We start from the raw sequence: 14,816 nt of genomic DNA, 5'->3' as shown, positions 1-14,816 counted from the left end.
GCGCCAGGAAACAGCTCAGATCAGCATGTCCTGCGCGTCGTCCTCGAAGCCCTCCACCGGCTGCGCCTTGGCCAGCGCAAGCCACACCGCAAACGGAATGCGATCGAACGCGCGATGCACGGCCGCGCGCGCCACCACGAGACGCTCGCCCTCGAGCACCATCACGCCGCACTCGGCCGGCACCTCCTCGGGCGTGGCGATGCAGCGGCCTTTCGCGTCGTTGCCCAGCACGTACCAGCACTCGCCGCCCAGGTCGAGGTAGGCCGCGCGCTTGTCGGGCTTGCGCAGGTCGCCCAGCAGGTCGGCGCGGCTCACCTTCACCTCGTGCACGATGGGGTGCGCATAGGCCTCGACGCTGGTATTGCGGATCGAGAACACATCGGGCCGCGCAATGCACCAGCGCGGCTTGCCGCCCTCCTCCAGCGGCGGCAGGCGTGCCCGCAGGCCCAGGCCGCGCCATGCGATGCGGCCGCCGCGCGTCATCTCGCGCGCCACGCGCTCGACCAATGCCTCGTGCGGCGACAGCGCCGCGCGGTTGATGGTGAGCGTGGTGGCGATGCGCGCAATGCCGGCGTCGGTCACGCGCAGCGTCTCGTGGCCATGCACGGCGCGCACGCGCTCCAGGTAGCCGCCGGCGAGCAGCTCGACCTCGATGGCGTCGCAGCACGGCCAGCCGGCCGAGCGGTAGATCTCGCGCAGGCGCCGCGCATGCAGCTTGCCGAACGGCACCAGCGGCTGCGGCGTCTGCATCGGCGGCGGCGGGTCGATCACCGGTGGCGGAAAGCCGGGGTCGGTCACGGGCGGCATGACCGGCGGCGGGTCGCCCTCGGGTGGCGGCATGGGCGGCGGCGGCATGGGCACCGGTATGTCGGGCGCGGGCGGCGGCGGACCGATGGGCGTGGCGAGGATGGGGTCGAGGACGAGTTCGGACATGGCTGGAGCAGGTTAGCGAAAAGTCGATCGGGGTGCGAGGCGTGGAACGAACGGTTGCATCAATGAAAGTCCCGGCTGGTATTGCTCAGCGCGAGCCGGCCCATGAGCGGCGTCAGGTCCTTGAAGCCGGTGGCGATCAGGTGCTGCACCTTGCCGCCGCTGTCGTCGTCGCGCTGCCACGTGCCCTGCACCGCGAGCAAGTGCGACTTCAGCAGCGGCTCGCGCCAGGCCTCGATGACGTGGCTCCAGACGATGACGTTGACGTTGCCGGTCTCGTCCTCCAGCGTGACGAAGATGGTGCCGTTGGCGGTTCCGGGCCGCTGGCGCCCCTTGACGATGCCGCAGGCGCGCGCGGTCTGGCCGCTGGGCAGCGAGCGCAATTCTTCGGCGCTCATGAGCTTCATGCGCGCAAGGCGCGGGCGCAGCAGCGCGAGCGGATGGCGGCGCAGCGTGAGGCCGAGCGCGGCGTAGTCGCCGACGATCTCCTCGCCCTCCGGCGCGGCCGGCAGCAGCAGCGCCTGTTCGTGGATCGGCACGCCCTTGAGCAGGGCCGGCGCGCGGTACTGCGCGGTGGCGTCCCACACCTGCTGGCGGCGGTGGCCCGAGAGCGACATCAGCGCATCGGCCGCGGCCAGCGCGGCCATGTCCTTGCCGTCGAGTTCGGCGCGCAGGGCGAGGTCTTCGGTGCTGATGAAAGGCGCCTGCGCACGCGCTTCGAGCAGGCGCCCTGCCCCCTGCTTGCTGAGGCTCGAGATCCGTTTCAGGCCGAGCCGCACCGCAGGCTGGTTCTCGTTGCCCAGGCGATCGGCGTAGCGCGCATCGGTGCCCGGCGGCATGCGCGGCGCATCGAGCGCGCGGGCTTCGAGCGTGGTGTCCATCTCGCTCTTCGTGATGTCGACCGGACGCACTTCCACGCCATGGCGGCGCGCGTCCTGCACCAGCTGCGAGGGGCTGTAGAAGCCCATCGGCTGCGAATCGAGCAGTGCCGCGAGGAAGCAGGCCGGCTCGTAGTTCTTGAGCCAGCTGCTCACCGTCACCAGCAGCGCAAAGCTCGCGGCATGGCTTTCGGGGAAGCCGTAGTCACCGAAGCCCATGACCTGCTTGAAGATGGCTTCGGCGAAGGCTTCCTTGTAGCCGTTTTCGACCATGCCCCGCACGAGCTTGTCGTGGAACTTGCCCAGGCCGCCCTTGCGCTTCCACGCGGCCATGGCGCGGCGCAATTGATCGGCCTCGTCGGCAGTGAACTTGGCCGCGATCATCGCGATCTGCATCACCTGCTCCTGGAAGATCGGGATGCCCAGCGTGCGCTCCAGCGCCTCGCGCAATTCTTCTTTCTCGTAATGGATGGGCAGCTTGTTGCTCACCCGCTCGCGCTGCTTGAGATACGGATGCACCATGCCGCCCTGTATCGGCCCCGGCCGCACGATGGCAACCTCGATCACGAGGTCTTCATAAGTGCGCGGCTTCAGGCGCGGCAGCATCGACATCTGCGCCCGGCTCTCGATCTGGAACACGCCGATGGTGTCGGCGTCGCAGATCATGTCGAACACCTTCTGGTCGTCGTTGGGGATGTGATGCATCTCCATCGTCGAGTTGCGCCAGCGGTTCATGTGGTCGAGCCCCCGGCGGATCGCGCTGAGCATGCCGAGCGCGAGCACGTCGACCTTGAGCATGCCCATGGCTTCGAGGTCGTCCTTCTCCCACTGGATGACGGAGCGGTCTTTCATCGAGGCCTTCTCGACCGGCACCAGCCGCGTGAGCTTCGTATGCGTGAGCACGAAGCCGCCCACGTGCTGGCTCAGGTGGCGCGGAAAGCCCTTGAGCCGCTGCGTCATCTCGATCCATTGCACCAGCTTGAGCTCGTCTTCCGCCACGCCCACGCGTGCGGCCGCCTGGCGCAGCTGCTCGCCGAGCACGGTGTCGTCGAACCAGTAGTGGTCTTTCGCGAACTCGTCGATCAGCCGCTCGTCGATGCCGATGGCCTTGCCCACGTCGCGCAACGCGCTGCGCGAGCGGTAGCAGATGACGACGGCTGCGATGGCGGCACGCTCGCGGCCGTATTTGTCGTAGATGTACTGGATGACCTCTTCGCGCCGCTGGTGCTCGAAGTCGACGTCGATGTCGGGCGGCTCGCGGCGGTGGCGGCTCAGAAAGCGCTCGAACAGCAGGTGGCCCTTCTCGGGGTTGATCGCGGTGATGCCCAGGCAATAGCAGACCGCTGAATTGGCCGACGATCCGCGCCCCTGGCAGAGGATGTGCTCCGAGCGCGCGAAGCGCACGATGTCTTCCACGGTGAGGAAGAACATCTCGTATTCGAGTTCGAGGATCAGGTCGAGCTCTTTCTGCACCTGCGCACGCACCGCGTCGGGAACGCCCTGGGGATAGCGGACCTGCGCTCCCTCCCACGTCTTTCGCACCAGCGTCTGCGCCGGTGTTTCATGGCTGCCCACGCTTTCCAGCGGGTACTTGTAGTTCTCGCGGATCACCTCGGGATCGAAGCTGCACCGACCAGCCACCACCAGCGTGTTCGCCAGCATCTGCGGCAGGTAGAGATCGGCCAGCCGCATGCGCGGGCGCAGGTGCCGTTCGGCATTCGGCTGCAGCGCAAAGCCGCATTCGGCCACGGTCCGGCCTTCGCGCACGGCCGTGAGCACGTCGTGCAGCGGCTTGCACGAACGCGCATGCATGTGCACGTCGCCGGCCGCCACCAGCGGCACGCCGGCCTCTTCGCCCGCCTGCATCAGCGTGATGAACCAGAGGTCGTCGTCGAGCTCGTTGAACAGCTCCACGGCCAGCCAGAGGTTCGCGCCATACAGCGCCCTGGCGGCGGACAGGTCTTCGTGCAGCGTTGCCGCATCCACCGCGCCGCCGGGGTTGCGCTGCGGGACGAAAAGAACCTGGCAGTCCTGCAGCGAGGCCACGTCGCTGTCTTCCCAGCTCACGCGGTACTCGCCCTTGGGCAGTTCGGTGTTGCGCGCGGCGGTGATGAACTCGCAGAGGTTGCCCCAGCCTTCGGTGCCGTTCGCGATCACCACGAGCCTGAAGCGCTCGAACCGGAACTCGCTGCCGAACAGCAGGCGGAAACCGGGATTGCGCGGAATCGGCGGCTCATCGGGATGTTCGCGCTCGTGCTCGTCCAGCTTCGCAGGCAGCTCGCGCAGGGCCACATGCGCACGCACGATGCCCGCCACCGAGCATTCGTCGGTGATCGCCAGCGCCGTGTAGCCGAGCTGGTAGGCCCGCTCCACCATTTCCTCCGGCGTCGAGGCGCCGCGCTGGAAGCTGAAGTGGGTGAGGCAATGCAGCTCGGCGTAGTCGGGCAGCGTGAACGTGGGTTTCCCACGCAGCGGCAAGGGCAGCGCATGCACCTTCGCCGAGTTGCGTCCACGCAGTTGCTTGCCGCTCAGGTCAGGCATAGAACCCCTGCAGGTACCAGCGCACCTCGCCGGAAGAAAAGCGCGCGGAGGGCCGCTCGCGGAAGATCCACACCAGGCCGGCTTCGGGGCTTTCGGCGACGTAGTAGTCGCGCATGGCGGGCTGGCCGCCGTCTTCCTTGTCGCCCCACCAACCGGCCTCGACACGCTGCGGCCCGATCAGCCTGCTCAGCGGGCCGCGGTAGCACGGGCGCTCGCCGTCCATTTCGAGCAGCAGCGGCTCGGGCAGCAGCCACGGCGGATAGATGGCATCGGGCTGCGAGGCCGCGGCTTTCTCGTCCTTGCGGGCCTTGGCGGGCACTTTCTCCTTCTGCAGCGCGGGCCGCCACGCCTGCTTGCGCTCCGGCCGGTGGTCGGCCTGTGCCGACGGCACCACCACCTGCTGCGCCCCGAGCCGCACGCTGAGCCGCTCGACCATCTCGTGCAGCCTGTCGCCCTTGCGGTTGTCCTCGGGCAGGAAGCTGGTGCTGGCGCCGGCCCACGGATCGGTTTCGAGCGTGCGCAGGCGCAGCCAGCTCGCGGGCGCCGCGAGCGTGGTGAGGGCGAGCTTTTCCGACAGCAGGCGGCGCAGGTGCGCCATGTCCTGCGTGGGCTCGGCCGTGCGCACGGTGACCTGCTGGTGCGGCGGCAGGTTCACGCCGTTGAAGCGCTTGAGGTCGAGCGTCCATTGCAGCTCGAGTGCGCGCGCGCCGCGCTGGCGGGCGCGCAGCCAGATCTGCAGGGCCGACAGCAGCCGGTTGGCCGACCACATGAGTTCGGGCGCGGTCTCGGCCAGCGCGGGCAGTTCGAACTTCTGCTCGAACACGTCGGGCAGCGTGAGCCAGGCATGGCTTTCGGGGCGCAGGCCCCAGGCCGTGTCGAGCGCTTGGCGCAAGCTCGCGCCGAAGCGCCGCGTGAGGCCGCCGCGCGGCAGGGCCGCCACATCGCCCCAGGTGCGGCAGCCCAGGCGCGCGAGCAGGTCGAGGTGCTCGCGCGCGGCGCTCAGGGTGTCGAGCGGCAGGCCGGCCGGAATGTCCTGGGGCCTGTTCTCGTCGCGCTCGAACAGGCGCAGCCGCGCCAGCGCGATCAGGCTCGTGGCGCCCTGCGCGCCCAGCATGCGCACGTCGGGCGCGGGGTTGGAGGCGACCAGCTGGCGCATCAGCTGCAGCCGCCCGCCCCACAGGCGCTCGCAGGCGGAGACTTCGAGCATCAGCGCTTCGTCCTGCCAGGCGACGTGGGGGGTGTACTGCAGCGCCCACCAGCCGAGGGCCTCGGGCGTGGGGAGGGTCGAGGGGTCGGGCGAGTCCGGCGCCTGGGCGTCAAGCGACCACTGCAAGGCGATCCAGTGCATCCGGGCCTCCTCCCTTCCACGCGTCGATGCGCACCACGGTCGCCGAAGAAGCTGCCGTCTCGCCGGCCAGCACCATGCCCGATTGCTGCAACCGCAGCTTGCGCCGCAGCCGGGCGGCGGCCAGCAGCGCGGCCATGCGTTCGTTGCGCGCCGGCAGCATCACCGGCGCGGCCAGCGGCGGGCCGCGGCGCTTGAGGATGTGCAGCTCGATCTGCGACGCGTCCGTTTCGCAGCGCCCGGCGCGGATGCGCAGCCGCGCCGGCGAGGCCGACAGCGCGGCCGATTCGGGCCGGCACACGAACAGCAGCACCTCGTGCTGCGCGGCCGCCAGTTGCAGCCGCCGCAGTTCGCCCACCCGCGCCTGTGGCAGCCACGCCACGACGGCGGCGATGTCCGCGCAGCGCAGCGCCTGCTCGCAGGCCCACAGCCGCGCGGCCGGGGCCTCGCTCCTGACCCACATCAGGGCTTCCACCGGCAGCCCCTGCGCCGCGAGCGACGGTCCGCAAGGCTCGTAAGGCGCGCCAACCAGCACCACCGGCCCGCCGCGCGCTTGCACCGCCTGCGCCAGCGCGGGCAGCAGCAGTCGCCAGACATGGGCCTCAGGCACGGTTTGCAGCAGTTCCGTCATCGCACCGACCGGCCAGCCGCCGCCGGGCAACTCCGCATCGAGCGCGGCGTGGCCGGTGGCGGCGACCTGCGCGTCGGCCAAGCCGAGTTCGTCGGCATGCCAGACGCCACGGCCTGCGGCAGCGGAAAAGGAATCGAGGAAAGGGAGGCCCATGGGTGAAGACTGTTAACTGTATTTTTATACAGTACCCTCCAGGCCGCAACCAAAGACCCGATTTACCTGAGAGGGCCATCGCCTTAAGATGGGATCGCTAACACTAAGTTACCAACATGCACAAAAAGATTCATCTGCTGGCTTCGGCCTTCGTCGCTCTCTCCACCGTCATGGGGTTTCCGTCCGCCCAGGCGCAGACCAAGCCGATCCTGATCGGCCAGACCTACGTGCAGACCGGGCCGCTGGCGTCCTTGTCGCCCGAGCCCCTGCTCGGCATCCGTGCCATGTTCGCCGCGGTGAACGCGAATGGCGGCATCAACGGCCGGCCGGTCGAGCTGCGCCAGCTCGACGACGCCTACGACCCTGCCAAGGGCGCCGAGAACGTCAAGACCTTCGTGAAGGACGGCGCCATCGGCGTGCTGATGCCGATCGGCACTTCGTCGTCGATCGGCGCGATCAAGGCGGCCAACGAACTCAAGGTTCCCATCGTCGGGCCCTATACGGGTTCTGGCCCGGTGGTGAAGCCCACCGAATATGGCTTCCCGGTGCGCATCAGCTTCGACGAGGAATACAACCGCATCGTGAACCACCTCTTCACGATCGGCCTCTCGCGCATCGCCTTCGCCCACAACGACAACCCGGGCGCACGGTCGGCGCTGGAAAGCACGCAGAAGTTCATTGCCGAGCGCGGCGAGAAGATGGCCGGCAGCGTGGCGATCAAGAACGACGGCTCCGACGCCGCCGAGCGCGCCGCCGAGCTGGCCAAGCTCAAGCCCAAGGCGGTGGTGCTGGCGGCCACCAACGAGGTGGCGGCGAAGTTCATCACGGCTTACCGCGCGACGGGCAACGAGACGGCCTTCTATTCGTTCTCCTTCCTGAACGGGCAGAAGCTGTTCCAGGACATCAAGAAGGACGCCGCCGGGGTGGTCATCTCGCAGGTCGTGCCCTATCCGTGGAACAGCGCGATGCCGGTGATTGCCGAGTACCAGGCGGCCATGAAGAAGATCGGCGCGACCGAGTTCGGCTATGCCAGCCTCGAAGGCTACGTCGCCGCGAAGGTCATGGTCGAAGGCCTGAAGCGCGCGGGAGCGAACCCGACGCCGGAGTCGCTGCAGAAGGGCCTGGAGTCGTTTAAGACACTCGACCTCGGCGGCATTGCGGTGTCGTACCGGCCCGGCGAGCACCGCGGCCTTACCTTCTCCGAGCTGTCGATGCTGAAGGCCGACGGGCGCTATCTTCGCTGAGGGCCTGCCTTCTTTTCTTATTGGCGCGGGGGAATTCATTCGGGGCGCGTGCACAGGCCACCGGGTACTCCCCTCCGCGAATGTCCCCCGCTTCGCTCCTCCTTTAACAAGTGCTCTGAACGATCACGCCGATGCGGTGACCTTTTTCGCGAAATAAAGGAGGAGCGAAGCGGGGGACATTCGCGAAAAAGGTCACCGCGTCGACGGGATCGCACCCCGATTGAACAACGCTGAAGTTCAGCCAAAGAACTTCAGCAACCGCGCATTGACCTCGGCGGCACGCTCGTACTGCGCCCAATGCCCGGCGCCATCGATCACCACGCCCTCGCGCGCCGGCCCCTCGGCCACCAGCTGCGCCACCAGCGGGCGCGGATCGGCGGTGACGTCGAACTCGCCCCACAGCAGCAGCGTCGGCACGCCCAGCGCATTCAGCGCCTGCTGCAGCCCGCCCGACTGCGACACCTCCTTGCTGCGAAAGCGCGTGCCGTGGCAGGAGATGTCGTGGATCTCGAAGGCCAGCGCATCGATGGCGGCCCTGTCGTGCAGCATCAGCGCGCCCAGGTTGTGCAGCAACGCGGCGCGCTCTTCGTCGCGGTTGGGCGCGGCGCGCCAGTTGATCATCTTCGCGGTCATGCGCCGCAGCGTACCGTGGCCGCCGCTGCCGATCAGCGCGAAGCGGCGCACCGCCCCGCGCCCGGCCCCGAAGCGCGCGGCGGTCAGGCCGCCGAAGGAAAAGCCGCCGAGGTCGATGGGCGTACCCGCGCCGATGAGCTGGTCGAGCGTGCCGCCGAGCGCGGCGAGCAGCGGCGGCAGCGAGTCTTCGCCGGGCGCCACGCGGGGCAGCGCGTCGGATTCGTTGAAGCCCGGCATGTCGGGCAGCCACAGCGTGCGCCCGGCCGACAGCGCCTCGGCATTGCGCAGCCAATGCATCCAGCTGCCGTGGCCGCCGTGCAGCAGCACCAACGGGGGCTTCGTCGTGTCGGTACCAAAGCGGCGCCAGCGCACGCGCACGCCCTCGTGCACCGGGTCGTGGTGGGTGGAAAGCGCGTCGATGCGCGCGATGAGGCCTCGTGCCTCGGTCTGCGGTGTCGTCATGGCAGCATCCGCTGGAGTTCGGCCTCGCCATCGAGGAACTGGTGCTTGAGTGCACCCAGCACGTGCAGCCCGAAGAGCACGTACAGCACATAGCCCGCCCAGGCGTGCACGCCGCCCAGCACGGTGTGCCAGGTTTCCTTCACGGCGGGCTCGATGGCCATGATCCAGCCGATGCGCGGCCATTCGAACAGGCCGAAGAGCTGCATCGGGTGGGTGGCCGCGTCCTTCCAGGCCGAATCGTGCATCCAGCCCGACAGCGGCAGCAAAACCATCAGCAGGTACAGCGCGCCATGGGCCGCATGCGCCGCGAACCGTTCGAGCGCGCCGTACGAGCCCGGCATGGGCGGCGGCTTGTGCGTGGCGCGCCACAGGAGCCGCAGGATCACCAGGCCCAGCACGGTGATGCCGATCGACTTGTGGGTGTCGACGGCCGGGCGCACCCAGTCGTCGGGGTAGTGGTCGACCAGCAGGATCAGGACGATGTTGGCGATCATGAGCACCGCGATCAGCCAGTGCAGCGCGATGGCGGTTCGGGTGTAGCGGGTTTGTGCGAGCATGCGGGGAATTTTCGGCCGTGAGGCGACTCAGTCGAAGGCGCGTGCGATTGTCCCGGCTTTGCCCGGGATTCTCGAAACCGCAGGCCGAGTTTTTGCGTATCGACGAACGACCGACTGTCGCCCCGGGCACCTTCACTTGAACGATCCTCTCCAACGCGCCTTCGCGGCCGCATCGCCGCGCCTGTCGCCCCCCAACACTCCGACTCCGCTGCGAAGCTGGCTCATCCACGGGGGCGTGCTCGTGCTCTGGGCGCTGCTCTTCGCCATGGCCTTCAGGGTCGGCAACGTCGCCGCCTGGTCGGTGGGCCTGGCCTATGTGCTGTACGACACGGTGCTGCTGCTGTTCGTGGCCTGGATGACGCTGCCGATCCTGTGGCCGCGTCCCTTGCCCGCCGTCGCAAGCGCGACCCGGCGCAACACGCTGGGCGTGATCGTCGCCTCGCACAACGAGGCGGCCGTGCTGCCCGTGACGCTGGCCGCCCTGCTCGGCCAGACCGACGTGCCCGACCGCATCGTGATCGCCGACGACGGCTCGACCGACGGCACGGCCGAACTGCTGACCACGCGCTACGGTCTCGTCGCGCCGGCCCCGGGCGAGCTGAGCGCGCCCAGCACGACGCATCCTTCTCTTTTCTGGTTGCGCCTGCCGCATGGCGGAAAGGCGGTCGCGCTGAACGCGGCCATCCTGTGTATCGACACCGACACCGTGCTCACGGTCGATGGCGACACGCTGCTCGACGGCCAGGCCATCGGCGCCGTGCGCCGGGCGTTCTCCGAAGAGCCCGACCTGGTGGCCGCCACCGGCGTCATCATTCCGGTGTGCAGCCGCACGCTGGCCGGCCGCTGCTTCCAGTGGTTCCAGACGTACGAGTACATCCGCAACTTCCTCTCGCGCTATGCGTGGATGCGCGTCAACGGCCTGCTGCTGATCTCGGGCGCCTTCGCCGGCTTTCGTACCGACGCGGTGCGCGCCGTGGGCGGCTTCGACACCGACTGCCTGGTGGAAGACTACGAGCTCATCCACCGCCTTCATCGCCACGCCCAGGCCCACGGCCTGCCGTGGACGGTGCGCGTGCTGGGCGACGCGCAGGCCCACACCGATGCGCCCAGCAGCACGGGCGCCTTCCTGCGCCAGCGCCGCCGCTGGTTCGGCGGCTTCCTGCAGACGCAGTTCTGGTACCGCGCCATGGTCGGCGACCGGCGCTATGGATGGCTCGGTGTCGCGATGCTGCCAGTGAAGGCCATCGACACCTTGCAGCCGCTCTACGGCCTTGCGGCCTTCGGGCTGCTGCTGGTGTACCTGGTGCGCGGCAACTTCGGTGTGCTCGCGCCGGTGGCCGGCGTGATCGGCGCGAAGATCGTGCTCGACCTCGCCTTCCACCTGTGGTCGGTGTACCTGTACCGGCGCTGGATCGGTCACGACAGCGAAGCCAGCATGACACAGGCCTTCGTGGCCGCGCTGGTCGAGCCCTTCACCTTCCAGATCCTGCGCCACACGGGCGCGGCCTGGGGTTGGTGGACCTTCCTGACGGGGCGCGGCACCTGGGGCCGGCAGACGCGCGTCGGGCTGGTGGACGCCGAGGGCGTGCGGCGGGGCTGAAGCCTCAGGCGCCGAAACGGAAGCTCGACACCACCAGCCCGCCCATGAACGCGTCTTCGTGATAGACGCGCTCCCCGGCTTCGGCCTCGGCCGCGCCGACGGCCACCATCAGCGGAATCAGATGCTCTTCACGCGGATGGGCGATGCGTGCCGCCGGGGCGGAAGCCCAGTCGAGCAACTGGCCGCTGCGCTCGGCCACAGTCCCCTTCACCACCGCCGCGTCGAGCCAGTCGTCGAAAGCCTTCGAGACGCCATGCGCCTGCGGCCCGAAGTTGCGCAGGTTGTGATAGCTCAGCCCGCTGCCGACGATGAGCACGTTCTCGTCGCGCAGCGGCGCGAGCGCGCGGCCCAGCGCCAGATGCTCGGCCGGGTCGAGCCCGCGGCGCAGCGACAGCTGCACCACCGGCACGTCGGCCTTCGGGTACATCGCGGCCATCGGCGAGAACATGCCGTGGTCGTAGCCGCGCTCGGGGTCGATCTGCACCGGCAGGCCGGCGGTAGCGATCAGCGACTGCACGCGCTGCGCGAGTTCGGGCGAACCGGGCGAGTCGTAGTGCACTTCGTAGGTGTGCGCCGGAAAGCCGCCGTAGTCGTAGATCATCGGCGGCTTCGGGTTGCCCTGTACCGTGAAGACGGGCGCTTCCCAGTGCGCCGACACCATCAGGATGGCGCTGGGCGTGCGGCCGATCTGGCGCGGCATGTCGGCCAGGGATGCTGCGAGCTGGTCGTAGGTCGGGCCCATTTCCTTCCTCATCCAGGGCCAGGGGCCGCCGCCGTGCGAGATGAAGTAGGTGGGCAGGCGCGATGAAGCGCTGGTGTTGTCGTGGGTCAAGTCGATGCTCCTTGAAAGCGTTGCATCGACTGTAGACATTTCCTCCAAGGAAATCGACAGGCTACGATGCATCGAATCAGTTCTCCACAGGAAAGATTGTCATGGACCGGATGACCAGCCTGCGTGTGTTCCGCGAAGTCGTCGAGGCCGGCAGTTTCGTGGCCGCGGCCGAGCGGCTGGGCCTGTCGCCGCCGATGGCCAGCAAGCACGTGGCACAGCTCGAGAAGTCGCTCGGCGCGCGGCTGCTGCACCGCTCCAGCCGCCACCTGAGCCTGACCGAGGCCGGCACCGCCTGGTACGAACAGAGCCGACGCGCCCTCGACCTGCTCGACGCGGCCGAAGCCGCCATCGGCCAGACGCATGACACGCCGCGCGGCCAACTCAAGGTGAGCGCGCCCGTGTGGTGCGCCACGCCGCGCTTCGCGCGCGTGCTGGCCGACTACCGCGAGAAATACCCGGAGGTGCTGGTCGACATGCACCTGGAAAACCGCAAGGTCGATCTCGCCGCCGACGGCTACGACCTGGCCCTGCGCGCCACGCAGGAGCCTTCGCCCGCGCTGATCGCCCGGCCGCTGTGCCGCGTGCCCTTCTTCCTCGCGGGCACGCCGGCTTACCTAAAACGCATGGGCGGCGTGCCGGCCCTGCCAGCCGATCTTGCAAGGCTGGGCGCGATCGTGCCGAGCTACGTCAACCTGGAAAACCTCGCGCTCAAGGGCCCGGGCGGGCGGATGTTTCCACTGCGGCTGGCACCAGCCATGCGCTCCGACGACACCACGCTCACGCTGCATGCGGTGCGCGCGGACATGGGCATCGCCTTCATGCCGCTGTGGCTGATCGACGACGACATCGCGCAGGGCCGGCTGGTGCGGCTGCTGCCGGAATTCGAAGCCGCGCCCGTCATGCTGTTCGCGGTGTACACGAGCCGGCAGTACATGTCGCCCAAGCTGCGTACTTTCATCGACTTCCTGGGCGAGCGGCTTGGCGAGGAGGCGCCGAAGAACGCACCTTTCCAGGGCAAGGTCATGCATGCGCGGCTAAAGTCCTGAGCTCTCCGGGAGACCCTTTCCTTGTTCCGCTTCTTCGAAAAACTCCTTCACCCCTATCCTGCCGCCGAACCTGCATTGCCACCGCAAGGCTTCGTCGCTTTTCTCTGGGCCTGCACGCATGGCGTGCGCGGAAAGATCGCCGCGATGGCCGCGCTCACTGCCGTCATGTCGATCTTCGAGGCGGCACTGTTCGCGATCCTCGGGCGCATCGTCGACTGGCTCGGCGGGCTCGAGCCTTCGCGCCTCTGGGAAGAACGCGGCACCACGCTCATGTGGCTTGCCGCGTTCCTGGTGATCAGCATCGGCGTGGTCGCGCTACAGACCATCGTGAAGCACCAGACGCTCGCGGTGAACTTGCCGATGCGCCTGCGCTGGAACTTCCACCGCCTGATGCTGGGCCAGAGCATGGCCTTCTACCAGGACGAGTTCGCCGGCCGCATCACGGCCAAGGTGATGCAGACCGCACTGGCCGTGCGCGACACCATCTTCGTGCTGGCCGACGTGCTGGTGGCCATGGGCGTGTACGTGGCCACCATGATCCTGCTGGTGGGCGTGCTCGACGTGCAACTGGCATGGCCCTTCCTGATCTGGCTGGCGCTGTACATCGCCTCGCTGGCCTACTTCGTGCCGCGCCTGGGCAAGGTCGGCAAGGCGCAGGCCGACGCCCGCGCGCTCATGACTGGCCGCGTGACCGACGCCTACACCAACATCGCGACCGTCAAGCTGTTCTCGCACACGCAGCGCGAGGCCGGCTTCGCGCGCGACGCGATGCGCGAATTCATGCACACGGGCTACGGCCAGATGCGCCTCGTGAGCGCCTTCGAGATCGTCAACCACACGCTGAGCATGGGCCTCACGGCCGGCATGGCGGGCATGGCGCTGTGGCTGTGGTCGCACGGCGCGGTCGGCGTGGGCGCGGTGGCTGCGGCCACGGCGATGGCGCTGCGGCTGCAGGGCATGTCGCACTGGATCATGTGGGAGATGACCAGCCTGTTCGAGAACATCGGCACGGTGCAGGACGGCATGAAGACGCTGTCGCGCCCGCGCACCGTGCTCGACGCAGCCGGCGCCGGCACGCTGGAGGTGCCGCGCGGCGAGGTGCGCTTCGAGCACGCGAGCTTCCGCTATGCCGACGCCGGCCGCCGCGTGATCGACGACCTGAACCTCGTGGTGAAACCCGGCGAGAAGATCGGCCTGGTGGGCCGTTCGGGCGCCGGCAAGTCGACGCTGGTGAACCTGCTGCTGCGCTTCCACGACCTGGAGAGCGGCCGCATCCTGATCGACGGGCAGGACGTCGCGCACGTCACGCAGGACTCGCTGCGCAGCCACATCGGCATGGTCACGCAGGACACCTCGCTGATGCACCGCTCGGTGGCCGACAACATCGCCTACGGGCGGCCCGACGCCACGCACGGGCAGATCGAGGCGGCGGCGAAGCGGGCCGAGGCGCACGACTTCATCCAGACGCTCGGCGACGCAACCGGACGGCGCGGCTACGAGGCGCACGTCGGCGAGCGCGGCGTGAAGCTCTCGGGCGGCCAGCGCCAGCGCGTGGCGATTGCGCGCGTCATGCTCAAGGACGCGCCGATCCTGCTGCTCGACGAAGCCACCAGCGCGCTCGACTCCGAGGTCGAGGCCGCCATCCAGCAAAGCCTCTACGCGCTGATGGAGGGCAAGACCGTGATTGCCATTGCGCACCGGCTGTCCACCATCGCCGCGATGGACCGCTTGATCGTGCTCGACGAAGGCCGCGTGGTGGAAGAAGGCGACCACCGCACGCTGATGGCGCAGGGTGGCCTGTATGCGCGGCTGTGGGCGCACCAGAGCGGTGGGTTCCTGGGCGACAACCTCGAGGAAGACGAGGCGCTGCGCGCCTGAAGGCCCCGGTTGCGCCTGCAAACAATCGTCACACATGAGGCGAACCACCCGAGCCCTCCGGGAAATCTCGGGGCGGCGCTTCACAC

The 14,816-nt window shown here is 68.7% G+C and carries 11 protein-coding genes; 4 read left to right on the top strand and 7 right to left on the bottom strand.

The window, feature by feature from the left end:
- Nucleotides 1-15 precede the first annotated feature (15 nt).
- Genes ASC92_RS27520 through imuA form a run of 4 tightly spaced genes read right to left on the bottom strand, consistent with a single transcriptional unit; the run spans nt 16 to nt 6,478 of the window.
- The gene (locus ASC92_RS27520) at nt 16-933 is read right to left on the bottom strand and encodes a hypothetical protein (protein ID WP_056522595.1); all 918 of its coding nucleotides are present in this window, start codon (nt 931-933) and stop codon (nt 16-18) included.
- Between the two features lie 59 nt (nt 934-992).
- The gene (locus tag ASC92_RS27515) at nt 993-4,349 is read right to left on the bottom strand and encodes an error-prone DNA polymerase (RefSeq protein ID WP_056522592.1); all 3,357 of its coding nucleotides are present in this window, start codon (nt 4,347-4,349) and stop codon (nt 993-995) included.
- The gene (locus tag ASC92_RS27510) at nt 4,342-5,697 is read right to left on the bottom strand and encodes a Y-family DNA polymerase (protein ID WP_056522589.1); all 1,356 of its coding nucleotides are present in this window, start codon (nt 5,695-5,697) and stop codon (nt 4,342-4,344) included. Before ASC92_RS27510 ends, ASC92_RS27515 begins: the two co-directional genes overlap by 8 nt.
- Nucleotides 5,666-6,478 carry a translesion DNA synthesis-associated protein ImuA gene (gene imuA / locus ASC92_RS27505; RefSeq protein ID WP_056522586.1) on the bottom strand — a complete coding sequence of 271 codons (813 nt, stop codon included), beginning with the start codon at nt 6,476-6,478 and terminating at the stop codon, nt 5,666-5,668. The genes ASC92_RS27510 and imuA overlap by 32 nt, the downstream gene beginning before the upstream one ends.
- A 116-nt stretch (nt 6,479-6,594) precedes the next feature.
- Between imuA and ASC92_RS27500 the strand changes: the two genes are divergently transcribed.
- Nucleotides 6,595-7,722, top strand: coding sequence for an ABC transporter substrate-binding protein (locus ASC92_RS27500; RefSeq protein ID WP_056522585.1), 1,128 nt, complete (start codon nt 6,595-6,597; stop codon nt 7,720-7,722).
- 237 nt (nt 7,723-7,959) lie between these two features.
- On the opposite strand, the gene ASC92_RS27495 is transcribed toward ASC92_RS27500, so the two are convergent.
- Together ASC92_RS27495 and ASC92_RS27490 are read right to left on the bottom strand one after the other, a co-directional pair.
- Nucleotides 7,960-8,817 carry an alpha/beta fold hydrolase gene (locus ASC92_RS27495; protein ID WP_056522581.1) on the bottom strand — a complete coding sequence of 286 codons (858 nt, stop codon included), beginning with the start codon at nt 8,815-8,817 and terminating at the stop codon, nt 7,960-7,962.
- Nucleotides 8,814-9,374, bottom strand: coding sequence for a cytochrome b (locus ASC92_RS27490; RefSeq protein ID WP_056522578.1), 561 nt, complete (start codon nt 9,372-9,374; stop codon nt 8,814-8,816). The genes ASC92_RS27495 and ASC92_RS27490 overlap by 4 nt, the downstream gene beginning before the upstream one ends.
- A gap of 136 nt (nt 9,375-9,510) precedes the next feature.
- On the opposite strand from ASC92_RS27490, the gene ASC92_RS27485 reads away from it, so the two are divergent.
- Entirely contained in the window at nt 9,511-10,974 is a 1,464-nt protein-coding gene (locus ASC92_RS27485; protein ID WP_056522575.1) for a glycosyltransferase family 2 protein, read from the top strand.
- A 4-nt stretch (nt 10,975-10,978) separates the two neighbouring features.
- Here the strand turns inward: ASC92_RS27485 and ASC92_RS27480 are convergent, their stop codons facing one another.
- Complete coding sequence (locus ASC92_RS27480) at nt 10,979-11,806, bottom strand: DODA-type extradiol aromatic ring-opening family dioxygenase (protein ID WP_056522572.1); 828 nt, start codon at nt 11,804-11,806, stop codon at nt 10,979-10,981.
- 101 nt (nt 11,807-11,907) lie between these two features.
- On the opposite strand from ASC92_RS27480, the gene ASC92_RS27475 reads away from it, so the two are divergent.
- Both ASC92_RS27475 and ASC92_RS27470 read left to right on the top strand, forming a co-directional pair.
- Nucleotides 11,908-12,852 carry a LysR family transcriptional regulator gene (locus tag ASC92_RS27475; protein WP_056522570.1) on the top strand — a complete coding sequence of 315 codons (945 nt, stop codon included), beginning with the start codon at nt 11,908-11,910 and terminating at the stop codon, nt 12,850-12,852.
- Between the two features lie 21 nt (nt 12,853-12,873).
- The gene (locus ASC92_RS27470; RefSeq protein WP_056522565.1) at nt 12,874-14,730 is read left to right on the top strand and encodes an ABC transporter ATP-binding protein; all 1,857 of its coding nucleotides are present in this window, start codon (nt 12,874-12,876) and stop codon (nt 14,728-14,730) included.
- Nucleotides 14,731-14,816 lie beyond the last annotated feature (86 nt).

Source organism: Variovorax sp. Root411 (assembly GCF_001425205.1).
GTDB lineage: Bacteria > Pseudomonadota > Gammaproteobacteria > Burkholderiales > Burkholderiaceae_C > Variovorax.
This window is presented reverse-complemented; position numbering and strand designations above follow the sequence as displayed.